We start from the raw sequence: 20,701 nt of genomic DNA, 5'->3' as shown, positions 1-20,701 counted from the left end.
CCTAGCGCCCACGAGCGGCTGGACACATATCCCGCAGAACGCATGCTTCGCACTCCGGTGTGCGCGCATGGCAGACCTGACGCCCGTGGAAGATGACGCGGTGTGAAAACATCGTCCACTCTTCTTCCGGCACGAGCTTAGCGATGTCCCGCTCAATCTTGACCGGAGTCTTCTCCCCCGTCAGCCCAAGCCGCTGCATGAGGCGGCCGAAGTGCGTATCCACGGTCAGTCCGGGGATACCGAAAGCATTTCCGAGCACCACCAGTGCGGTCTTGCGACCAACACCGGGCAAGCTGGTCAGTTCCTTGACCGTGCGCGGGACTTCGCCTTGAAAATCTGCCACCAGCTTCTCCCCGATACCCAAGAGGTGTCCCGCCTTGGCGCGCTGAAAGCCCAACGGCCGCAGGATGCTCTCCAAATCCGAGCGCTGCGCAGCCGCATAATCCGCCGCCTCGGGGTAGCGGGCAAAGAGTTCAGGGGTCACCGAATTCACGCGTTCATCCGTGCATTGTGCGGAAAGAACGGTGGCAATGAGCAGCTGCAGCGGGGAGTCATAGTCCAAGGCACACCGTGCATCCGGATACTCTTGCGCCAAACGCCGATTTACCTCCGGTGCGCGCAACTCCGGCGCGCTGGCCACTGACAGTGCTGAATTCATGGGGTTTAGCTTAGTAGACTAGGAAAACATGATTTCACTCGTGATTCTGGTACCACTTGCCATCGCCCTTTTCGCCCTCCTGATGGAAAAGCTCGAGGCAGTCGTTTTTGCTGACTAGGCCGCAAAACTGCTGGCCTGAACCGTGCACTAGCACGAGTAGAGTTTCTATAGTGTGACAAAATTTCTGTGAAGTACCAAAAGTGACCAATTACACTGTAAGATGAAACGCGGTACACAGTGACCCCGCTTGTTCCGCATTGTCGAGTGCATGAAAGACCGCACCCAGATGTGGCACAGGCTCATCTATGGACTTTCGCAGTCGACATCCAAGGAGTAAAACGTGGAAGGCGTACAGGACATCCTCTCCCGCGCCGGAATCTTCCAAGGCGTTGATCCCGTTGCAGTGCAGCACCTTATCGAGCAGATGGAGACCGTGCGCTACCCGCGCGGAACCACCATCTTCGACGAAGGCGAGCCCGGTGACCGCTTGTACATCATCACCTCGGGCAAGATTAAGCTCGCCCGCCACGCCCCGGATGGCCGCGAAAACCTGCTGACCGTCATGGGCCCATCCGATATGTTCGGCGAGCTGTCCATCTTCGATCCGGGCCCACGCACCTCCTCCGCAGTGTGCGTGACCGAGGTTCAGGCCGCCACCATGAACTCCGAGCTGCTCAAGAAGTGGGTTGGTGACCACCCCGAAATCGCCCAGCAGCTGCTGCGCGTGTTGGCACGCCGCCTGCGCCGCACCAACGCCAACCTGGCTGACCTCATCTTCACCGACGTTCCGGGCCGCGTGGCAAAGACCTTGCTGCAGCTGGCTAACCGCTTCGGTGTTCAGGAAGGCAGCGCCCTGCGCGTAAACCACGACCTCACCCAGGAAGAGATTGCCCAGCTGGTGGGCGCTTCCCGTGAGACCGTCAACAAGGCGCTGGCCACCTTCGCACACCGCGGTTGGATCCGCCTCGAGGGCAAGTCCGTGCTCATCGTCGATACCGAGCACCTCGCCCGCCGCGCTCGCTAAGACCGCGCCAGCCCGCTACCCCGCTCCGGCGGGGTTTCGCTGGTTTTACCCCCTTTCTTGATTTCTAGCGGTCGTGGAAACACCTGACATGGGTTGGGTGATTGTGTGGAGTCGAAATGGGTTCCGGATTCTGTTGTCGTGGCGCGGTTTGCGTCGTTGGTTCGGGCTGGTAGTTCAATACGGGCGGCTGCTGGTGTGGTTGGTTTACCGCGGTCGGTGGCTTATCGGCTTGCTGGTGAGTTGGACTTGCCGCGCAAGCGCCGCAGGCGTATTAGCTCGGCTGACAGTCAGGCAATAGCTCGCCTGTGGCTTGAAGGTGTGGCACCAATGGATATTGCGCGCCAGCTTTCCATAGGCTCTACTCCGGTATATCGAATCGGTATTGAGCTTGGTTTGTGGAAACGCAATCCGTACGGCCGCAAAGCTGCGGCAACAACTCGCCGGTGTAGTTATCTGCAACTGCGTGTAAATGCTTTAGGACGCAAAGATGCCGCTTTAGCCTGTGGCATTCATCCGCGTAATGCTGCTGATATAGACAAAGGCGTCATTAAGCTTTCCACCGGGCGTGTGCCTTTTGTCCCGGATGGCCCGGATGTGGCGCTGTATAACAGGCTTATGCAGGTACTCGAGTACGTTGATGGTCGCCAAGCAGTTCCAGTCCAGGTTATTTCACAACAGCGTATCGATAGGCGTATTTCTTCGCGCTATCTATCGATAGAAGAGCGCGAGCTCATCTTTGATCTTGACCGGCAAGGCAAAGGTGTACGTGAGATAGCTCGGCGTCTTCAGCGCTCTGCTGGAACTATCAGCAAGGAACTTAAACGCAACCGGGATGAGTTTGGGGTATATCTTCCCACGTATGCGCACCGTAAATCGGTGTTGCGTAGGTTTAGACCGAAAAAGCGCAAGATTGATGCCAATCCACGCTTGCGTGAGGTGGTTTGGGAAATGGTGAAAGACAGGTACTCGCCAGAGCAGATTTCTGGGCGGTTGCGCAGTTGCTACCCCGGTGATGAGACTATGTACGTGTGTCCTGAAACGATTTATCAATCTCTGTATTTCCAGGCTAAAGGCGAGTTGAAAAAAGAAATCGCTGCTGCACTGCGTCGCGGTCACGCCCAACGTCGACCTCGTGGCACGCGCAGCGCCCGCAAGCGGTTTGTTGACCCTATAGTGATGATTTCCGACCGGCCAGCAGAAGTAGACGACCGAGCCGTACCAGGTCATTGGGAAGGCGACCTCATTTTAGGCGCGGGCAATAAGTCTGCAATTGGGACTCTCGTAGAACGAACCACGCGCTATGTCATCTTGCTGCATCTACCTAATGGGCATAATGCTACCGAAGTAAATGCAGCACTTACTAAAGCGATCGCTGGCTTGCCAGATCATCTCAAAGGCTCACTTACCTGGGACCAGGGAAGTGAAATGGCCTGCCATAAGGCCTTTTCTGTAGCGACAAACTGTCCCGTGTTCTTCTGCGATCCTGGCTCGCCGTGGCAGCGGGGCACCAATGAAAACACCAACGGACTACTTAGGCAGTACTTCCCCAAAGGAACAGACCTAAGCCTCCACAGTGCAGCGGACCTAGAATTCGTCGCCATGCAACTCAACCGCCGCCCCCGCAAAACCCTGGGCTTTCAAACACCAGCCGAGAAAATGGCAGCACTGATAAACTCAACCGAAACACAGGAAGTGTTTCCACGACCACTAGAATCCGCCCTTTTAACCAGTTCCGCACCGCACTTGTGGCCACGGTACGCTCCACTCCGCACCGCCTGCGGGCCCCACCGCGGCCATACGTCGGCACTGCGCGCCTCCTGCCTCAGCCCACAGCACAATTAAGCCCCTCTTCCCACCAAAGAGGAAGAGGGGCAAACTGAGATAGGCTTATTTAGCCTCGCCGTCCAAGTACTTCAGCGCGGTGCGCGTGGACTGCTCCGCAGCGTGGCGCAGCACTGGGTCCACATCGTCATACATCTCGTTGACCAGGGTATTCAAATCCACATCATCGCCTAGGCGGGAGCGAATCTCTTTAATCTGGTCAAGACGGTAGTGGCGGCGGTCAATGTACTTGCGGGCCACCTGAGAGGTGTCATCCAAGTCCGGACCGTGCCCTGGGAACAGCGCAATATCCTTGCCGCGCTCTTCCAAGGTGTCGAGGGTGTGCAGGTAATCGGCCAAGTTACCGTCCGTCTCCGAAAGGAGAACGGTGTGGCGGCCGGCGATGGTGTCACCAGAGATAATGCCTTCGAGGCGGGAATTTCCTACCTCCTCGCTCCACACAAAAAAGCAGGTGGAATCCGCGGTATGGCCTGGGGTGTGCACGACCTCGAGACTTGGGGTGATGCCATCGAGGGAGATGTGCTCGCCGTCCTGAAGGGCCTCGGCACCATTGCAGTAGCTCGGATCGAAGGCGCGGATGGGGGCGCCAGTCATCTGCCGCAAGCGTTGTGCGCCCGAAGCGTGGTCATCATGGCGGTGGGTAATCAAAATCAAAGCCACCTCACCTGCGTTGCGGTGCACAACGTTGAGATGGCCTTCATCCTCGGGACCCGGATCTACGACGATCGCCCGAGAGTCTTCAGCGGCGCGAATAATCCACGTATTCGTACCCTCAAGGGCGGTGTAGCTGGGGTTATCACAAAGGACTACGCCAACGGATTGGCTGACGGGACGCAATTGACTATATGCGGGGTGCTCCATAGTTACTAGCCTATCCGATCAAGCAGTAATTTCTACGATTAGTTCGATCTCTACCGGGGCGTTTTTAGGCAACGCGGCCACGCCCACAGCGGAGCGAGCATGCTTTCCAGCATCCCCAAAGACCTCACCGATGAAATCGGAGGCACCATTGATTACTGCCGGTTGCTCCTCATAGGACGGATCGGAGGCCACAAACCCTACGATCTTTACCACGCGGGAGATATTGTCCAGGCCAACTTCGGCATCGATAGCGGCAAGCGCATTCAGCGCCGCGATGCGTGCCTGTTCCTGGGCTTGTTCCGTGGTGACTTCGGCGCCAACCTTGCCGGTGAGCGGCAGGGCGCCTTCCACGAGGGGAAGCTGGCCAGAGGTCCAGACCTGATCACCCACGCGCACGGCCGGCACATAGGACGCTAGCGGCTTGGCGACGCCCGGTAGCTCATACCCCAGCTCCCGCAAGCGAGCATGAAAGCCCATTTACTATGCCACCTCGCGCTTGAAGTAGGCCACGACGTTTTCCGGGTTAGGCCCCGGGGTGACGGTGACCAGTTCCCAGCCATCTTCTCCCCAAGAATCGAGGATCTGCTTGGTGGCGTGGGTAAGAACAGGTGCGGTTGCGTATTCCCATTTAGTCATGGGCCCATTCTAACTATTAAATACGCCCCACGCCGTCTAAATTCTTAAATCCCGACGAGCTCGCCACCTTGGGCCAAGTAGTGAGCCCAATCCGTGATGTGGGGGTTCTTGCGCAGCAGGGCTCGGCGCTGGCGCTCGGTCAGCCCGCCCCACACGCCGAACTCGACGCGATTATCCAGGGCGTCGGCGCGGCATTCGGTCAGCACCGGGCAGTGGCGGCAAATGACGGCCGCCTTGCGCTGTTCCGCACCGCGAACGAAGAGGGCATCCGGGTCACCCTTGCGGCATTTGGCCTGGGTGACCCACTCACCACGCTCGGGATTTCGGGCTGTATTAGACATTCCAGCAGTCTTCACACGAACGGTCATGGGTGAGTGTGCTCCTTCCCAGACGGAATACTATGTAACGCATCTAAGTCTATTCATCCGGGTCGAAGATTGTCTAACACGTCACACTTTAGGGGGTGCGAGTGATCTTCCACCTACCAAGGGCGACCACGTAGGGTATGGGGCGTGACTGTCATCAAATCTTTGGCCAAGATAGCCCTGTCTACGGTCTTGGTAGGCGCGCTCATCGCCCTGGCTCTTGCCCCCTTCGCGGGCATTTCCGGTGTAGCGATTGCCCGCACTAACGAAACCATGCAATCTGACCTGCAAGATCTGACTGCCGGCAATATCCCAGGCGTCACCACGATCAAAGACGCCAAGGGCAAGGACATGGCCTATGTCTTCAGCCAACGCCGCCACCCGGTGGAGAGCAAGAAGATTTCTAAGGCCATGAAAAATGCCATCGTCTCCATTGAGGACGAGCGTTTTTATGATCACGAAGGCGTGGACTTCCAAGGCAATTTCCGCGCGCTGTGGACAAACCTGACATCGGGCGGCGTCTCCCAGGGCGCTTCCACCATCGATCAGCAGTACGTCAAGAACTACCTCTTGCTAGTCTCTGCCACCACCGATGAAGAGCGCGCCGCGGCCACCGAACAATCCGCGGCCCGCAAGCTGCGCGAGATGCGCATGGCCACCAAGATGGACGAGGAATTGGAAAAGGATGACATCCTCACCAACTACCTCAACCTGGTCTCTTTTGGTAACCATGCCTATGGCGTCGAGGCGGCGGCCCGCACCTACTTTGGCACGCATGCTTCCGAGCTCACGGTGCCGCAGGCAGCGATGTTAGCCGGCATGGTCCAATCCTCTGAGCGCCTCAATCCCTATACCAATGCCGAGGAAGTGACCGAGCGGCGCAACCTCGTCCTGCAATCCATGGCGGATAACGGCTATATCAAGCAACAGGAAGCGGATAGGTATAAGGGGGAGAAGCTGGGCGTCGGCAAGAAGCCCAATACGCTAGCCAATGGCTGCATCGGCGCCGGCGACCGCGGTTTCTTCTGTGATTATGTGCTGAAATACCTGGATAAGAAGGGCATTAGCGAGGAGCAGCTGGCGCGCGGTGGCTACACCATCAAGACCACCCTGGACCCAACGGTGCAGGATAAGGCCCTCGAGTCCGTCCAAAGCCATACCAATCCTGATGCCCCGGGCGTGGCTGAAGTCATGAACGTCATCAAGCCCGGCAGGTCGGACCGCAAGGTACTGGCCATGGTCTCCTCGCGCGATTACGGCCTGGACCTGGATAAAAATGAGACCATCCTGCCGCAGCCCTACTCCTTGGTGGGCAACGGTGCAGGTTCCGTCTTCAAGATCTTTACCGCCGCGGCCGCACTCGAAGCGGGCTATGGCATCAAAAACACCGTGGATGTGCCGACCCGCTACGAGGCGGAGGGCCTGGGTCATGGCGGCGCCGCCGGCTGCCCGGCGGACCGCTACTGCGTGGAAAACGCTGGCGCCTATAAGGCCACGATGACGCTGCAGGAAGCGCTGGCGCACTCCCCCAATACGCCGTTTATCAAGCTCACGGAGCAGGTAGGCGTGGCACCCATCGTCGATATGGCCGTACGTTTGGGCCTGCGCTCCTACGATGACAAGGGCAGCTTTGATAAAGACACCTCGATTGCCCAGCACACCAAGGAGGCCAACTCCGGCTCCTTCACCTTGGGCCCGGACCAGGTCAACCCGCTGGAGCTTTCCAATGTGGGTGCCACGCTGGCCGCCGATGGCAAGTGGTGCGAGCCTAACCCCATCGCCCAGGTCACGGATAAGGAAGGCAACGAGGTATACCTCAAGGAAACCCCGTGTGAGCAGGCCGTTGATAAGGACGTAGCCCGCGCGATGAGCAACGCCCTGTCCGAGGACGCCAAGCAAGGCACCGCCAAGGATGCCGCCCAAGCGGCCGGTTATTCCAGCCCAATCGCGGCCAAGACCGGTACCACCGAGTCCAACCAGTCCTCCGCATTTTTGGGATTCAACGAGGGTATTTCCGCCGCGCCTTATATCTATAACGATGGCACCTCCACCGTCCCGCTATGTACCGGGCCGGTGCGCCAGTGCGCGGGTTGGGGCAACCTCTACGGCGGCTTGGAGCCGGCGCAGACCTTCTTCAGCATGGCCTCGCAGCTGCCGATAGCTACCAAGGCCGGGCTGCCGAATTACAACAAGAAGTACGACAACGGCACCACGGCCGATAAGACCCTTGATAGCCTGCGCGGCAAGTCCGAGGCCGAGGCCCGCCAGACCTTGGAGTCCAAGGGCTACGTGGTCAAGACCTCCCGGGTCATTGGCGGCAATGTTCCTTATGGCCGTGTAGTTCGCGCGATTACCGGCAAGGACGGCAAGAAGAAGGGCGCGGAGATTACGCTGCAGCTTTCCGACGGCGCCGGGGCCTCCCAATCCCCCTCCTCCGGCGTGGCCGACGCCAACTCCACCGGCGCACAAAATAGCACCGGCGGCGATAATGCCGACGGTGCTACGAGCCCGGGCCGCTCGACTAGCGGAACGGGCGGCGGAACGGACAACGGCGGTGGCGGTACCGGTACCGGCGGCGGGTTCTCGCCGGAAGACTTTGGCATCCGCCAAGAGGACATCGATAACTTTGCCAACGACGTCCGCAGTCTGCTCGGCCGCTAAGCCTCGCCCGTTGCGGTCTGGCCCGCTTTAGCTCAGCTGGGACTTGACCTCGGCGGACAGGCGCTTGCCATCCGCCCGGCCGGCGGCCTTGGCATTGGCCACCTTCATTACTGCACCCATCTGCTTCATGGTGGGTGCTTCGCCGTTTTCGGCCTCAACCTCCACGATAGAGTCCTTCACTAGGGCCTTAAGCTCGGACTCGTCCAGCTGGCGGGGTTGGTAGGCCTCGAAGAAGGGGACCTCGGCAAGTTCGGCTTCAGCCAACTCTGGACGGCCATTTTCTTCATAGACCTCGGCGGACTCGCGGCGCTTTTTAATTTCGCGCGCAATGACCTTGAGGATATCGGCGTCCTCCAGCTCATGCCGGGAGCCATTGGTCTCCTCGGCCTGGATGGCGGCCAGCAAGGCGCGGATGGCGCTGGTGCGCTGCTTCTCCTTCGCCTTCATTGCGGTTTTCAGATCTGCACGGATGGTTTGTTTTAGCTCGCTCATGCCTATCAATGTACGCCAGGTAGTGTGGTAGCCGTGAAACTTTTACGTATTCTTGGCGGCCTCACCGCTGCCGGCCTGGGCGCCGCAGCATGGGGCTATAGCGAACTGACCAAATTCGAGCTCAAGGAATATACGCTCCCCCTCCTGCCCAAGGGCACGCTGCGCGGCAAGCCGGAATTTCGGCTGCTGCATCTGTCAGATCTGCATATGATCCCCGGCCAGGAAACCAAGATTGCCTGGGTTTCTGCCCTCGACGCCCTGGAGCCGGACCTCGTGGTCAACACCGGCGATAATCTCTCCGATCAACAGGCCGTTCCCGATACACTGCGCGCTCTCGGCCCGTTGCTGGCCCGCCCCGGCCTCTTCGTCTTCGGCACCAATGACTACTGGGCACCGCAGCCGGTCAATCCCTTCAAGTACCTGCTGGGCAAAAAGCGCGAACCGTCCTACGTGGATTTGCCGTGGCGAGGTATGCGCGCCGCATTTATGGAGCACGGTTGGCGCGATGCCAACCAGGCACGGCATGAATTCAAGGTGGGCAATGTCCGCCTTGCCGCCGCCGGCGTGGACGATCCGCACCACGATCTAGATGACTATTCCGAAATCGCCGGCCCGCCCAACGAGGACGCCGACTTGTCCCTGGCGCTCCTCCACGCCCCCGAGCCCCGCGTGCTGGAAAAGTTCGCAGCCGATGGCTACCAGCTTTCCCTATCCGGCCACACCCACGGCGGTCAGATCTGCCTGCCCGGTTCCCGCGCACTGGTAACCAATTGCGGCATCGACCGCGACCGCGTGCAGGGCCTCCACGACTTCGGCCCGATGAAGATGCATGTCTCCAATGGCCTGGGCACCTCCAAATTCGCCCCGGTGCGCATTTTCTGCCGACCTTCCGCCACTCTGCTGAAAATCACCGAGGTGGACTAAACCCAGCCACCTGCCGTTTTGTTGATTGCGCTCAGCTTGCGTTAAAGTATCCAGGTACCGCTTTTCAAGGCGGAACGCCGGGATATGGCGCAGGTTGGTAGCGCGCTTCGTTCGGGACGAAGAGGTCGCAGGTTCAAATCCTGTTATCCCGACCAACAGCCCGCAGCTTTGCTGCGGGCCTTTTTCGTTGTTACGCCAGCATTCCCGCAAATAGCGCCACGGCAACCAAGATGGCGGAGAAAATCCACGCAATTGGGAAAGCCAGCTTGAGGTATTTACCCATCTGACCTTCCGCAAGCCCCAGCGCCAACCACAATGCAGGAGAGAAGGGCGAAACAAAGGTGCCCACCACGTTGCCGATAATGAGCGCGCAAGCCGCACCCATGCCACTGACCCCAAAGCTTTCAACAGTTCCTTGAACAATTGGAAGCACTGAGAAGTAATAAGCATCCGTCGAGGTCAACAAATCAAGCGGCACACCGAAGAAGCCCACAATCACATGGAGGTGCGGTGCGACGCCCTCTGGTAAGACGTTTACTAGTGTCAGCGCGATTTCCTCAAGCATTTTGGTTTCATTGAGGACACCCAAGAACATCGCGGCTGCAAGGATAACGCCTGCCATGGCCAAGGCATTGGGCGCATGCCGTCGCAGAGCCTCGCCCTGCTCCATGGGACCGCTGAAATTAATAGCCAGAGTGATGGTCGTGGCTATGAGAAAGGCTGGGGCGGGTGGGACTACGCCCGAGAGCAAGGCCACCAAAACGGCAAGTGCAACGACAATGTTGATCACGGTTACCCAGCGCCCTTCGCGGAAGTGGTAGCCCAGTTTATGCTGTTCACGTGCCTGTGCAGCAGCGAATTCATCCGCCAACGCATTCACGTCCACTGCAGTACCACCCGCTAGTTCCCCGCTTTCACGCAAGCCCGCTATGCGTCGCTGTTCCCGCCATCCCAACAACGCAGCCAAGAGGAATACCAACACAATCGCTACGCCTTGAATGGGCAGGAGCTGCACCCAGATGGCATTGGGTTCCTGATCGACCACGGCACCGGCACGGCCCAGCGGGCCGCCCCAAGGAACCATGTTCATGACCGAGGCAGCCATCGCCACAATGGTAATGAGCACGTAGCGCGACATGTTTAGCGCACGGTAGAGCGGCAAGAGGGCCGGGATGGTGATGAGGAAGGTAGTAGAACCCGATCCATCAAGGTGCGCTACTACACCAATCGCCGCAGTGCCCAGCGTTACGGCCATGATCCTTCCCCGGGTGGCCCTGATGAGCGTACGAATGACTGGAGTAAATAGGCCAACGTCTTGCAAAATGCCGAAGAAGATAATGGCGAAGATAAACATCACCACGACGTTGATAACGGAATTTAAGCCCTCGCTGAAAAAGTCAGATATTTCACCTAGACCAAATCCACATATTAAGGCACCAACTACGGGTACCAGGGTCATGGGGATAATGGGATTTACTCGGCCGCGGATCAAAATTCCCACCGTCACGAAAATGATGATGAGGCCCATGGCCGTGAGCCCGAGCGAGGTCTGCATAGTGCTCCTTAATAAGTCGACAACTCGCCATGTCCTACGCTACGAAAGTAGGCGAGTGTGACTCAGATTAAACCCCAACTATCGACAGTGCTACCACTACCCCCAAAGTCCACACTGGATTAAATTGAATTTCCTATAGATAATCGTCGCCGCGAAGCAGTTCGCACGGCTTGAGAAAATCCCCACCCCAGCAAAAGCATTCAAGGAATTGCACGGATTTTTCCGCGAAAAATTGCAGCTAGACACCCCACATATGGGAAACGACGCGGTGCCCCTACAGCGCCGCGTCGTCCCTATTCCCTATCACTCACAACGGATTGGAGAAACCGTTCGCCTACCCCCTAAGTAGGCTTTGTGAGCAAGACCAACTGTAGCACTCGCACAATGCAAACGGTAGCGCGAATCAAAATTCCCAGTTTCCACCAATATTTCTTTTTCTTAGGTGTGCTTTTTCAGACCTAATGAACCGTAGGTTTGAATTTTCCTGTGGATGGAACCCACCACTTTGCACTCAGCCCAATGAGAGTGATGACGAGCAATACCGCAACGCCGGTCCACAAGACGGCCTGTTCGCCTTCGTTACCCGCCGCCGTGACGGCCGCGGTAGTCCAATTCAGCGGCAAAAGATTAGAAACGACCTGCCATACCTTAGAAACACCGGCAATTGCCGCGGATTTCCACAGCCATCCCACCAGCGCGGTTTGGCCGATGACAAAGAGCGCCGCGAGGATGCTGCCGGCGGTAATACCGCATAGCCCGAGTAGGGCGCGGGTGATGGCCGCCATGGACAGCGCCCCCAGAAGGAGCGCCGCGCCGGCCCACACCGCCGCCACAGGGGTAAATCCGGTGGCAAGCACAAAAAGGAGGATTTCCCCGATGGCAACCGCGGCCAGCGTGCCGCCGAGGACCGTCAGCCATGGGCGGAGCCCCACCTGCCAGGCCACACCGGCCGCGGCGCCTGCGAGCAGGACCAAGGCGGAGACCAACATCGCCACGATGGGGCTGAGCAAATGTGCAGGTCCGTCGGTCGCGGAATGCGCCGGCGGCAGGGCACGCTGAATTTCACCCACATTGGTCTGGTTTTGGGCTGCCATGGTGGACAGCCTGCCGGCGCCTTCGTCAAGCTTGTCCACGCCCTCCTGCGCCTCACCGACGCGCTTGTTGAGCTCCGCGATGCCCTCATTGAGCTCCTGCGCACCGGATACGGCCTGGTTCACGCCATCATGATAGGCATAGCCGTTGACCGCCAACTGATTGGATAGATCGCGCGAGCCGTCCTTGAGCTTTTTGAGCTGATCGGTCACCGAATTATCCAGGCGGAAATTATTCACCTGCGCACGGAGATCGCCCAGCTGCGAGCGAATTTCCTTCGCTTCCTTGGATTTATTTCCTTCCAGGTCGCGCATCGTGCCATCGATGGCCTGCAGAATCTGCCCTTGCACGGCGCCCAGACCCACCACCTGGTCCACGGCACCGCCGACACCATTGGCCAGTTCCGTTGCACCGCCACCGAGCGTATTAGTTCCGGACTGCAGCTGATTGAGGCCGGCTACCAATTCTTGGGAGCCCGTCGCCAGCTTGTCGACGCCCCCTCCAAGCTCATCCGCCCCCTTATTCAGCTCCCCCGTGCCGTCGTCAAGCTGCGTGGCGCCCGATTTAAGCATGCTCGCCTGTGCCTGCGCGCGGCTGGCCGCCTCGGCGGCTTCCTTTACTTCTGGGGAGGCGGAATTTTCCCGCGGCGCTCCAAACGGCTGCGCGGCGCTAGACCAGGTGTGGGCGGGTTCCCACTGCGCAAGGCCCGCCACCGCAGCGCCAATAATGAGCGGCAGGGCGAGCAAGAGAATCAAGAGGACGCTGCGCCACCGGGAAGGGGACGCAGCGTCTGGGGAGGCAAGGCGTGAGGTCATGATACTGAACCTATCCTCGCAGGTCACTCCCCTGTTGCAGGCGCGCCGAACACCCCCGCAATGGCAGTTCCTCTACGATGTATGGCATGTCCCACAATTATTCCCTGTCCCCTTCCCGCTACCTCACTGCTGCGGCCATCGCGCCGCTGTGTTTCAGCCTTGTTGCTTGCTCCAACGACGCCGATACGTCCGCAGAACCGGAGTTCTCCGACGCGACCGCCGCAAGCTCCTCGGCTACGGAGACCTCGTCCGAAGAAACCACGAGCGAGCCCGCTACCTCGGAAGCCGCAGACACCGCCACCGAGACCGCGGAGGCCGAGCCCACCTCTGCAGCCGCAGCTCCCGCCGAGGACACCGCGGAATCCGCCAACGAAGAAAGTGAAGCCCCAGCCGCCGTACCCGCCGATACCGGCCGCGGCGACTGCTCCCCAGAAGCGCTACAGCCCGCAGCTCCCACCATGACCAATATCCGGGTCAATAACTGCGACGGCCAGTGGGCCCACTTTGGCAAAGACAGCACGGACTGGACTGCCTGGGCACGCTATGAGGGCGGCCAGTGGGTAGCCATTGAATCCATTGGCACGACAACCTCCGGCCTAGCCGTCTCGTGCTACGACGTGGATAAGTGGGCCGCCGAGGGCGCTCCTGCCTTCGTCACGGAAAACATGCGCCGCTGCGACTAGCCGCATAGCAAGAAACCGCCCCCGTACCGCGCAGTAGTTATGCAACTCGGTACGGGGGCGGCGTCGTTAGCGCACAGGCGCTACCGGGGAAGGGTTACTTCTTCTCGGCGTAGACCTCTCGCACGCGCTGGCCCAAGGCTGGGTGCACCTTGGTCCAGTATTCGTAGACGCGCTCCTCGGTCTCCTCGGATACACCGGCCATCGCGTTGGTGATATTGGTGACTAGGCGCTCCTTGGCGGCATCGTCATAGACGTTCTCGTACAGGTCGCGCGCCTGCACGAAGTCATCGTCCTCGGAGTGGCGAACGTACGGTGCACGCACCAAGTCGCTGCCGTAGGACTCCGGATTGATGTAGAGCTCCGCCGCGGTGGTGGTCTCGAGCTGGGAGCGGTCGTTCACAGCGGCGTCATCAAGCACGCCCGTACCCTTCTCATAGCGGTTGGGCGAGTAGACCGGATCCTCTGGAGCATTGAAGTGGTACTGCATACTGCCCTCGTGCTGGTAGGTATTGACCTCGTCCACGTTCTGCGGCTGGTTGACCGGCAGCTGCTGGTAGTTCGGGCCAATGCGGTAACGCTGCTGGTCAGCGTAAGCAAAGACGCGAGCCTGCAGCATCTTATCCGGAGACAGGCCAACGCCGGGCACGATATTGGACGGGTCGAGCGCCACCTGCTCAATCTGCGCGAAGAAGTTGCGCGGGTTGCGGTTGAGCACAAAGTAGCCCACATCGTGCAGCGGGTAGTCCTTCTTGGACCACACCTTGGTCAGGTCGAAGGGGTTGAAGCGGTAATTCTCCGCCTCATCCAGCGGCATGATCTGCACCTTAACGTCCCAGATCGGGTAGTTGCCCTCCTCGATGGCGTTATAAAGATCCTCGCGGTGGCAATCCGGGTTCTGGCCGGCGGTGGTGGTGGCCTCTTCATCGGTGAAGTTCTCCACGCCCTGGCGGGTCTTGAAGTGGTACTTCACCCAGAAGGCCTCGCCTTCCTCATTGACCCACTGGAAGGTGTGGGAGCCGTAGCCATTCTGGTGACGGGTGGACTTCGGAGTGCCGCGGTCACCCATCAGATACGTGACTTGGTGGGCAGACTCTGGGTTGCGGGTCCAGAAGTCCCACTGCATATCGGCATCGCGCAGGCCATTGGTACCCAAGCGCTTCTGGGAGTGGATGAAGTCTGGGAACTTTTGACCATCGCGAACGAAGAAGACCGGGGTGTTATTACCCACGATGTCGAGATTGCCCTCCTCGGTGTAGAAACGCAGGGCAAAGCCGTGCACATCGCGCCAGGTATCCGGAGAGCCCTGCTCGCCGGCCACAGTGGAAAAACGGCCCATCATCGGGGTGACGGTGCCCTTCTGGAAGACCTTGGCCTTGGTGTAGGCAGACACATCTTCCGTGATGTGCAGCTCGCCAAAGGCGCCGTGGCCCTTAGCGTGCGGCGTGCGCTCTGGCACGCGCTCGCGGTTGAAGTGCGCGAGCTTTTCAATGAGGTGGATATCATTGAGCGCCACCGGGCCCTGCTGGCCGGCGGTCACCGAGGTGTTCTCGGACGGCACCGGCTGGCCCGAGGGGCGGGTGGTATTTCCCTTGCCAGCGGGGCGCTGGCCCTTATTCAGGATGTCATCAGCGGTGAAATCAGTCATTTATGCCTCCTGGCAATTTGGGGTCAGTTGACTCCAGTGTGGCAAAACTTTGCACGGTTGTCAGGGCTCGCCAAAGAGAGTAAGGGGTGCTGGTAGATTCATTCAGGTGACTCACCACTCCGCAGCAGACGACGCCCGCGTCACCGACCTCGCCCTTCGGGCCGGTTGCGGCGACCGCGCGGCGCTGACGGAGTTTATCAAGGCCACCCAGGATGATGTGTGGCGCTTGCTGGCGCACCTGGGCGGGCCCGAGGGAGCTGACGATCTCACCCAAGAGACCTATCTGCGTGTCATCAGCGCCCTGCCGCGTTTCGCCGCCCGTTCCTCCGCGCGCACGTGGCTGCTCTCTCTGGCCCGGCGCGTGTGGGTGGATAATATTCGCCACGATATGGCCCGGCCGCGAAAGTCTGCCACGGAGTACGAAGACGCGATGGGCGCGGCGCCGGAAAGCTCCGCGGCGTGGAGCGAGTGGATCGACGCCCGTACGCTTATCGACGCCCTCCCTGCCGACCGCCGCGAAGCCCTCATTCTTACCCAGGTACTGGGCTATACCTATGAGGAGGCGGCCAAGATTGCCGGCGTGCGCGTGGGCACCATCCGCTCCCGTGTGGCGCGCGCCCGCAAAGATCTCATCGCGGGGACAGGATAATACCCCCAATTAGCCCCCTGCGATTGCGGAGTTAATTTCACTCCCAAATTGTTACGCTCTGGCTTGAACATATGGCGATGAAAACTAGACTTCAAGTAGTTGAACTTTTGGTATGGAGATGCCTATGCGTAAGACCTTAATCAGCCTCACCGGCCCCGCCTTCGTTGCTGCAGTGGCTTACGTCGACCCCGGCAACGTAGCCGCCAACATCAGCGCCGGCTCCCACTACGGCTACCTCCTGGTGTGGGTACTCGTCGTGGCCAACCTCATGGCCATGTTCATCCAGTACCACTCCGCCAAACTGGGCCTAGTCACCCACCGCTCCCTGCCGGAAATCATGGGCGAGCGTCTCTCCCGCCGCGCGCGCCTAGGCATGTGGGCCCAGGCCGAGCTCATCGCCGCGGCCACCGACCTCGCCGAAGTCATCGGCGGCGCCATTGCCCTGCAACTCCTCTTCAACCTCCCCCTGTTCGCGGGCGCGCTCATCATCGGCGCGGTCTCCATCATTCTCCTCATCTTCCAGAAGAAGAACCAGTGGTTCGAGGGGCTTGTCATCGGCCTGCTCCTGGTCATCTGCATCGGCTTCCTTGCCGGCCTCGCCATCGCCCCGCCCGACCCCGCCGACGTGGCCGGCGGCCTCATCCCCCGCCTAGAGGGCAAGGACAGCATCCTGCTGGCCGCCTCCATGTTGGGCGCCACCGTCATGCCGCACGCCATTTACCTACACTCCTCCCTGACCAAGCAGCGCTACCCCGACCTGGAAATCCCCCACGTGCTGGCCGGCACCCGCGCGGACATCGCCGTGGCGCTGTCCATCGCCGGGCTCGTCAACGTGGGCCTGCTGGTCCTGGCGGGCTCGGCCCTCTACGGCGTGGACGGCACAGAGACCATCTCCGGGGCCCACACGGCGATTGCCAGCCACCTCGGCCCGCTGGCCGGCGTTCTCTTCGCCATCGGCCTGCTGGCCAGCGGCCTCGCCTCGACGTCAGTGGGCGCCTACGCCGGCTCCGAAATCATGGACGGCCTGCTTCACATCAAGGTCCCCCTACTAGTCCGCCGCCTGGTCACGCTCATCCCGGCGCTGGTCATCATCGGCTGCGGGGTCGACCCCACTATGGCACTGGTGGTCAGCCAGGCACTTCTTTCCCTGGGCATCCCCTTCGCCATCATCCCGCTTTTCCGCTATGCCGGCTCCCGGGACGTCATGGGTGAGTTCGCCGCGAAACCCTGGTCTATGGCCGTGGGCTGGACGCTTGCCGCGCTGGTCATCGCACTCAATCTCGCCCTCGTGCTCCTGCCGCTGCTCTAGGCCGCCTACAATCAGCAGCCATGATTGAAGTAGCAGCCGTCGTCATCCGCAACCCACAAGGCCACGTGCTTACCGTGCGCAAGAAGTCCTCCACCAAGTACCAACTGCCCGGCGGCAAGCCCGAGGCGGGCGAGGCGCTTGTCGACGCCGCCCTGCGCGAAGTTGCCGAAGAAGTAGGCCTCACCCTCGACGCCGAGAGCCTCAACAAACTCGGCACCTTCGACGCTCCCGCCGCCAACGAACCGGGCGAGGTCGTCGTCGGCACCATCTTCACCTACACCCGCACCGTCACCGCCGACGAACCCCATGCCGCCGCCGAAATCGGCGACACCGCCTGGGTCAACCCAGCAGCCCCCGACCGCGAGCTTGCACACCTGCTGCGCGACCGCGTCTTCCCCACGCTGGCCTAGCGCCAACTGTCAACACTTCGGCGTCATTGACCTCGAAACCATCAAGAGCTACCCTTTTGAACATGTTCACTGAACACGTTCACTCATCGCGCTCGGCCGCCAAAGCTGGCACCGTCAGCAAGGTCCTAGCCACCGCCTACGAACTCTTCCTCACTCAGGGCTACGCCACCACCAGCATCCGGACTATCGCATCCGAAGCTGGCGTTAGCGTGGGAACCGTCATGGGAGTCGGCGACAAACAAACGCTGCTCATCCGCACCATTGGCCAACACATTTCAGAACTCCACGATGACATCCGGGGACAATCCGATAGCCTTCTCGATGTCCTGAGACCTTTCCTCCAGATGTTTACCGGCCACGAAGAGCTCTCCCGCGCCTTTGGCGCAGCACTCATCCAACAAGGCAATCAAGGCGAAGCGCTCACCGCACTCAAAACGCTCCTGACCGATGAAATCACCCTGCGACTCGGCACCAGGCTCAGCAGCGCCGATGCGGCCGAGTACGCCGACCTGCTGTACAACGTCTACCTCGGCTTACTCATCGGCTGGGCCGCCGGAATCTACGACACCGAGCACCTCACATCCCAAGCCGCCTCATCGATCGAACGCCTCAACACCGCATTCGGAGTAACCCAATGATCCTAGAATCTTCCCCAGCCTGGCCCTCCCTTCTACTAGCAGCCATTCTGCTTGGCGACGCCGCCCTCTCCCTCAAACCAGTCCCCTTCATCGAAGCCTGCCTCAGCGGCGTCAAACTCCCCAAGGACTGGTGGTGGGCGCTCATTGTCATCAAGTGCCTCGCCGCCGTAGGACTCATTGCCGGCCTCTGGTTCCCCGGCGTAGGAATCACAGCCATGATTGGAGTCATCGCCTATTTCTGCGCGGCCGCAGCAGCCCATGTCCGCGCCCACTTCCTCGGTAGCGCATTCTGGATCAACTGCTTAGGCATGCTCGCATTCTCCATCGGAGTACTGATCCTGACGCTCGCACTGAATTAAGACACCAGTCAACCTTTCACGGCTTCCTGAAGGCAGATACATCATTGCACCTCTTGAATGATGACTTGATGCTTTCTACCCTAAAGGTATGCGCACGACGATAAACCTCCCGCCGAAACTCCTTGAAGAAACGAAGGTCCAAGCCAAAGCCAACAATGTCACTTTGAGCTCATACGTCGAAGAGGCGGTCCGCGCTGCCCTCAAGAAGGAAGCCCGCATCAGTACCGAAGACACCCCCGTTAACCTGCCCTCCTTCGATTGCGGCGGACCGGCTCTAGTTGATCTCAGCAACAAAGAAGCTGTGTGGGCGGTACTCGATGATCATTCCTGATGTCAACATTCTCGTTTATGCCTTCCACTCCGCTGCACCGCAACATAAACCCGCTCAACAATGGCTAAGTAGTGCTCTAAATCGGCATGAAACAATTGGACTCCTGGATGTTGTGGCAACGGTTACCTTTCGCCCCACGGGTCCCAAAATTTGGCACTTAGCTGCACTTTGCGTACTACGGCCGGGGTGAACGAGACCACAGTTGTGGCGATTCTTGCCCGAAATACCTGTCCGATGTGTGGTTTATTAGATGTGAACACACGTGATAAATCGACCGTCGATCCGGGCCCGCGCGATACCAATGGCGGGCCCGGCGCGTGTGAGTAAGAGAGTTTCTCCCTTTCATGTTAAAACGCGCAATCGGAATTTCCATGGCGTTTATCGGCGTCGTCGTGGGCGCAGGCTTCGCCTCCGGCCAGGAGGCCATGCAGTACTTTGTGGCCTTTGGTAACTGGGGCCTGTGGGGTATCGCCCTAGCCGCTGGTTTGATGATGATCACCGGCATCTCCATCCTGCAGCTCGGCTCGTATTTCCAAGCCGAGGAGCACACCGCTGTCTACGACAAGGTCGCATCGCCATTTACCGCCAAGATTTTGGACTGGTCCACCCTGGTGACCTTGTTCGCCATCGGCTTCGTCATGTTTGCCGGCGGTGGTGCGAATATCAATCAGCAGTTCCCGTCCATCCCCGTGTGGGTGGGCGCCACCGCCATGCTGATTTTGGTGCTGCTCGTCGGCCTCATGGATGTCGACCGCGTAACCGCGGTCATCGGTACCATCACCCCATTCATCATCATCTTTGTGGTGATTGCCACCGGCTATACCATCTTGAACGCAGACGTTGATTTCTCTGCCATGAATGACTGGGCGGTCAACAATGTTGATACCTCGCTGCCTAATTGGTGGCTAGCCGCACTGAACTACACCGGCCTGAACGTGATGACGGCAGTATCCATGTCCATCGTTATTGGCGGTAACTTCCTGGATAACCGTGCAGTTGGCGTCGGTGGCCTCATCGGTGGCCTGCTTTATCTCATCCTGTTGGCACTGTTGGTATTCGCCCTCTTCTTCGAAGCAGAAACCGTCAACGGCCAGGACATGCCGGTACTGAGCCTGATTACCAGCATCCACCCAGTCTTGAGCGTGCTGATGACCTTTGTCATTTACGGCATGGTTTTTAATACCGCCATCGGCATGTTCTACGCGCTGGGCAAGCGCTTGACCCGCAATAACCCCAAGCGCTTCTACCCGGTTTATGCCGGCGCCTGCATCATCGGCTTCATCTTGTCCTTCGTAGGCTTCCAGGCCTTGGTCAGCAACGTCTACCCGATCCTGGGCTACCTCGGACTGCTGATGATCGTGGTGATGGTCTTCAACCGCATCAAGAACGGCAGCAAGCTCTCAGATGAGTCCGACCGCCGCATGCGCGCACACGAGCTGGTGTCCCGCCGCTTGGACCCGCGCAAGCGCTTTACCAAGAAGAACGAGCGCGAGCTGCGCAAGCTGGCTGCAGCATCCAATATGGAAACCACCGAGTTTGTCACCAATATCGCAGAAGAGATCCACGAGGAGCTCGAAAATGATGATGATATTGAGTACGACCGCGAAGATCCGGAGCCGTCCGTGACCTACGTGCAGCACACCAAGCCGGAGGTTCCGTCGTCCACTAGCGACCTCGACTTTGGCAAGAAGAGCACTGGTGCCGACTCCGGCACTGGCACCGCCAAGCCGGTTTCTGAGGACTAGCCCCCTC

20 protein-coding genes, 1 tRNA gene and 1 pseudogene are annotated in these 20,701 nt (G+C 59.6%); 13 read left to right on the top strand and 9 right to left on the bottom strand.

Features of this window, described 5'->3' with window-relative positions:
- Position 1: 1 nt before the first annotated feature.
- Positions 2-658 (bottom strand): endonuclease III, encoded by a 657-nt coding sequence (gene nth / locus BJ985_RS09385; RefSeq protein WP_179387291.1) that lies wholly within the window; start codon positions 656-658, stop codon positions 2-4.
- Positions 659-998: 340 nt separating this feature from the next.
- Between nth and glxR the strand changes: the two genes are divergently transcribed.
- Together glxR and BJ985_RS09375 are read left to right on the top strand one after the other, a co-directional pair.
- On the top strand, positions 999-1,682 hold the full coding sequence (gene glxR / locus BJ985_RS09380; RefSeq protein ID WP_005323128.1) for a CRP-like cAMP-activated global transcriptional regulator GlxR: 684 nt from the start codon (positions 999-1,001) through the stop codon (positions 1,680-1,682).
- Positions 1,683-2,009: 327 nt separating this feature from the next.
- A pseudogene (locus BJ985_RS09375) lies at positions 2,010-3,359 on the top strand (IS30 family transposase); the annotation flags it as partial.
- 210 nt (positions 3,360-3,569) lie between these two features.
- On the opposite strand, the gene BJ985_RS09370 reads toward BJ985_RS09375, so the two are convergent.
- The 4 genes from BJ985_RS09370 to BJ985_RS09355 are packed head-to-tail and all read right to left on the bottom strand — an operon-like array spanning position 3,570 to position 5,389.
- Positions 3,570-4,385 carry an MBL fold metallo-hydrolase gene (locus BJ985_RS09370; RefSeq protein ID WP_040424920.1) on the bottom strand — a complete coding sequence of 272 codons (816 nt, stop codon included), beginning with the start codon at positions 4,383-4,385 and terminating at the stop codon, positions 3,570-3,572.
- Between the two features lie 18 nt (positions 4,386-4,403).
- A complete protein-coding gene (locus BJ985_RS09365; RefSeq protein WP_005327119.1) occupies positions 4,404-4,862 on the bottom strand; it encodes a RidA family protein in 459 nt (152 codons plus the stop codon).
- Positions 4,863-4,865: 3 nt separating this feature from the next.
- Entirely contained in the window at positions 4,866-5,021 is a 156-nt protein-coding gene (gene sp36, locus BJ985_RS09360; RefSeq protein ID WP_005327118.1) for a Sp36 family protein, read from the bottom strand.
- A gap of 44 nt (positions 5,022-5,065) precedes the next feature.
- Positions 5,066-5,389 (bottom strand): WhiB family transcriptional regulator, encoded by a 324-nt coding sequence (locus tag BJ985_RS09355; protein ID WP_005323132.1) that lies wholly within the window; start codon positions 5,387-5,389, stop codon positions 5,066-5,068.
- Positions 5,390-5,533: 144 nt separating this feature from the next.
- Between BJ985_RS09355 and BJ985_RS09350 the strand changes: the two genes are divergently transcribed.
- A complete protein-coding gene (locus BJ985_RS09350; protein WP_179387290.1) occupies positions 5,534-8,047 on the top strand; it encodes a transglycosylase domain-containing protein in 2,514 nt (837 codons plus the stop codon).
- Positions 8,048-8,074: 27 nt separating this feature from the next.
- Here BJ985_RS09350 and BJ985_RS09345 read toward each other — a convergent pair whose 3' ends face one another.
- The gene (locus tag BJ985_RS09345; RefSeq protein WP_179387289.1) at positions 8,075-8,539 is read right to left on the bottom strand and encodes a GatB/YqeY domain-containing protein; all 465 of its coding nucleotides are present in this window, start codon (positions 8,537-8,539) and stop codon (positions 8,075-8,077) included.
- A 33-nt stretch (positions 8,540-8,572) separates the two neighbouring features.
- On the opposite strand from BJ985_RS09345, the gene BJ985_RS09340 reads away from it, so the two are divergent.
- Both BJ985_RS09340 and BJ985_RS09335 read left to right on the top strand, forming a co-directional pair.
- Positions 8,573-9,463: a metallophosphoesterase gene (locus BJ985_RS09340; protein WP_179387288.1), complete on the top strand. Its 891-nt coding sequence runs from the start codon at positions 8,573-8,575 to the stop codon at positions 9,461-9,463.
- Between the two features lie 78 nt (positions 9,464-9,541).
- Positions 9,542-9,618: transfer RNA gene (locus tag BJ985_RS09335), tRNA-Pro, on the top strand.
- 35 nt (positions 9,619-9,653) lie between these two features.
- Here BJ985_RS09335 and BJ985_RS09330 read toward each other — a convergent pair.
- Together BJ985_RS09330 and BJ985_RS09325 are read right to left on the bottom strand one after the other, a co-directional pair.
- On the bottom strand, positions 9,654-11,018 hold the full coding sequence (locus BJ985_RS09330) for a CitMHS family transporter (RefSeq protein WP_179387287.1): 1,365 nt from the start codon (positions 11,016-11,018) through the stop codon (positions 9,654-9,656).
- A gap of 458 nt (positions 11,019-11,476) precedes the next feature.
- Positions 11,477-12,925 carry a hypothetical protein gene (locus BJ985_RS09325; protein ID WP_179387286.1) on the bottom strand — a complete coding sequence of 483 codons (1,449 nt, stop codon included), beginning with the start codon at positions 12,923-12,925 and terminating at the stop codon, positions 11,477-11,479.
- 86 nt (positions 12,926-13,011) lie between these two features.
- Here BJ985_RS09325 and BJ985_RS09320 point away from each other — a divergent pair, with 86 nt between their 5' ends.
- Complete coding sequence (locus tag BJ985_RS09320) at positions 13,012-13,608, top strand: hypothetical protein (protein ID WP_236587041.1); 597 nt, start codon at positions 13,012-13,014, stop codon at positions 13,606-13,608.
- A gap of 94 nt (positions 13,609-13,702) precedes the next feature.
- Here the strand turns inward: BJ985_RS09320 and BJ985_RS09315 are convergent, their stop codons facing one another.
- On the bottom strand, positions 13,703-15,253 hold the full coding sequence (locus BJ985_RS09315) for a catalase (RefSeq protein WP_005327112.1): 1,551 nt from the start codon (positions 15,251-15,253) through the stop codon (positions 13,703-13,705).
- 106 nt (positions 15,254-15,359) lie between these two features.
- Here BJ985_RS09315 and BJ985_RS09310 point away from each other — a divergent pair, with 106 nt between their 5' ends.
- The 7 genes from BJ985_RS09310 (at position 15,360) to BJ985_RS09280 (ending at position 20,694) form a co-directional block, all read left to right on the top strand.
- Positions 15,360-15,902 (top strand): RNA polymerase sigma factor, encoded by a 543-nt coding sequence (locus BJ985_RS09310; protein WP_179387284.1) that lies wholly within the window; start codon positions 15,360-15,362, stop codon positions 15,900-15,902.
- Positions 15,903-16,026: 124 nt separating this feature from the next.
- On the top strand, positions 16,027-17,211 hold the full coding sequence (locus BJ985_RS09305) for an Nramp family divalent metal transporter (protein WP_011272788.1): 1,185 nt from the start codon (positions 16,027-16,029) through the stop codon (positions 17,209-17,211).
- Between the two features lie 20 nt (positions 17,212-17,231).
- The gene (locus BJ985_RS09300) at positions 17,232-17,621 is read left to right on the top strand and encodes an NUDIX hydrolase (RefSeq protein ID WP_005292595.1); all 390 of its coding nucleotides are present in this window, start codon (positions 17,232-17,234) and stop codon (positions 17,619-17,621) included.
- A 62-nt stretch (positions 17,622-17,683) separates the two neighbouring features.
- Entirely contained in the window at positions 17,684-18,259 is a 576-nt protein-coding gene (locus BJ985_RS09295) for a TetR/AcrR family transcriptional regulator (protein WP_005292598.1), read from the top strand.
- Entirely contained in the window at positions 18,256-18,618 is a 363-nt protein-coding gene (locus tag BJ985_RS09290; RefSeq protein WP_005292602.1) for a DoxX family protein, read from the top strand. Before BJ985_RS09295 ends, BJ985_RS09290 begins: the two co-directional genes overlap by 4 nt.
- Positions 18,619-18,781: 163 nt before the next feature.
- Positions 18,782-18,949 carry a hypothetical protein gene (locus BJ985_RS09285; protein WP_227909767.1) on the top strand — a complete coding sequence of 56 codons (168 nt, stop codon included), beginning with the start codon at positions 18,782-18,784 and terminating at the stop codon, positions 18,947-18,949.
- A 344-nt stretch (positions 18,950-19,293) separates the two neighbouring features.
- Entirely contained in the window at positions 19,294-20,694 is a 1,401-nt protein-coding gene (locus tag BJ985_RS09280) for a YkvI family membrane protein (RefSeq protein WP_179387283.1), read from the top strand.
- Positions 20,695-20,701: the final 7 nt, after the last annotated feature.

Origin of the sequence: Corynebacterium tuberculostearicum (assembly GCF_013408445.1) — a bacterium.
GTDB lineage: Bacteria > Actinomycetota > Actinomycetes > Mycobacteriales > Mycobacteriaceae > Corynebacterium > Corynebacterium tuberculostearicum.
This window is presented reverse-complemented; position numbering and strand designations above follow the sequence as displayed.

Excerpts from the sequence above, each read along its gene's own strand:
- nth (WP_179387291.1), bottom strand. The coding sequence starts at position 658 with ATGAATTCAGCACTGTCAGTGGCCAGCGCGCCGGAGTTGCGCGCACCG.
- BJ985_RS09370 (WP_040424920.1), bottom strand. The coding sequence starts at position 4,385 with ATGGAGCACCCCGCATATAGTCAATTGCGTCCCGTCAGCCAATCCGTT.
- BJ985_RS09365 (WP_005327119.1), bottom strand. The coding sequence starts at position 4,862 with ATGGGCTTTCATGCTCGCTTGCGGGAGCTGGGGTATGAGCTACCGGGC.
- sp36 (WP_005327118.1), bottom strand. The coding sequence starts at position 5,021 with ATGACTAAATGGGAATACGCAACCGCACCTGTTCTTACCCACGCCACC.
- BJ985_RS09355 (WP_005323132.1), bottom strand. The coding sequence starts at position 5,389 with ATGACCGTTCGTGTGAAGACTGCTGGAATGTCTAATACAGCCCGAAAT.
- BJ985_RS09345 (WP_179387289.1), bottom strand. The coding sequence starts at position 8,539 with ATGAGCGAGCTAAAACAAACCATCCGTGCAGATCTGAAAACCGCAATG.
- BJ985_RS09330 (WP_179387287.1), bottom strand. The coding sequence starts at position 11,018 with ATGCAGACCTCGCTCGGGCTCACGGCCATGGGCCTCATCATCATTTTC.
- BJ985_RS09325 (WP_179387286.1), bottom strand. The coding sequence starts at position 12,925 with ATGACCTCACGCCTTGCCTCCCCAGACGCTGCGTCCCCTTCCCGGTGG.
- BJ985_RS09320 (WP_236587041.1), top strand. The coding sequence starts at position 13,012 with ATGTCCCACAATTATTCCCTGTCCCCTTCCCGCTACCTCACTGCTGCG.
- BJ985_RS09315 (WP_005327112.1), bottom strand. The coding sequence starts at position 15,253 with ATGACTGATTTCACCGCTGATGACATCCTGAATAAGGGCCAGCGCCCC.
- BJ985_RS09305 (WP_011272788.1), top strand. The coding sequence starts at position 16,027 with ATGCGTAAGACCTTAATCAGCCTCACCGGCCCCGCCTTCGTTGCTGCA.
- BJ985_RS09300 (WP_005292595.1), top strand. The coding sequence starts at position 17,232 with ATGATTGAAGTAGCAGCCGTCGTCATCCGCAACCCACAAGGCCACGTG.
- BJ985_RS09295 (WP_005292598.1), top strand. The coding sequence starts at position 17,684 with ATGTTCACTGAACACGTTCACTCATCGCGCTCGGCCGCCAAAGCTGGC.
- BJ985_RS09290 (WP_005292602.1), top strand. The coding sequence starts at position 18,256 with ATGATCCTAGAATCTTCCCCAGCCTGGCCCTCCCTTCTACTAGCAGCC.
- BJ985_RS09280 (WP_179387283.1), top strand. The coding sequence starts at position 19,294 with ATGTTAAAACGCGCAATCGGAATTTCCATGGCGTTTATCGGCGTCGTC.